We start from the raw sequence: 479 nt of genomic DNA on the forward strand, positions 1-479 counted from the left end.
ACCATCGTCATTGGTGGTGATGGCGCTGGTGATGGCGGCAATGTTGCCAGCCTCATTGACAGTGGTGGTGACATTATCCGTCTTAGCAGCGATGGTATAGGTGGTTGAGCCATCGTCATTCTTAGTGTTTTCAATGCGCACACCTTGGTCGCCTGCCACCTTGGTGGTCGCGGCATTTTGTGCTTTGGTCAACTGACTGAAGTTCACCGCATCTGTGCCTTCTTTGCCTGCGGCAACGTTAGAGATGACTGTGTTGCCTGCATTGATGCCTGTGTCTTTATTGATCACCAAAGGACCAACCGCAACTTGGTCAAACTCAACCTCATTGGCTGTTGCAAAGACAAACTGCCCATTGGTTTGAGCCACAGTCAGGTTTTTACCTGCTTGTAAAGTCACCGTATCGCCTGGGTTGATCAGCTCGTTGGCAAAAGCATCACCCGCATTATTACCAGCACCGACGATGTTAAAGCCTGATTTGT

The 479-nt window shown here is 49.9% G+C and carries 1 protein-coding gene; it reads right to left on the minus strand.

Annotation, left to right across the window (positions count from 1 at the left end; all coding sequences use genetic code 11):
* Window positions 1–479 (minus strand): hypothetical protein (locus B0180_RS09740; protein WP_338065590.1); only part of this gene is annotated, 479 nt, incomplete at both ends.

The sequence above is a fragment of the Moraxella canis genome, assembly GCF_002014965.1.
Lineage (GTDB): Bacteria > Pseudomonadota > Gammaproteobacteria > Pseudomonadales > Moraxellaceae > Moraxella > Moraxella canis.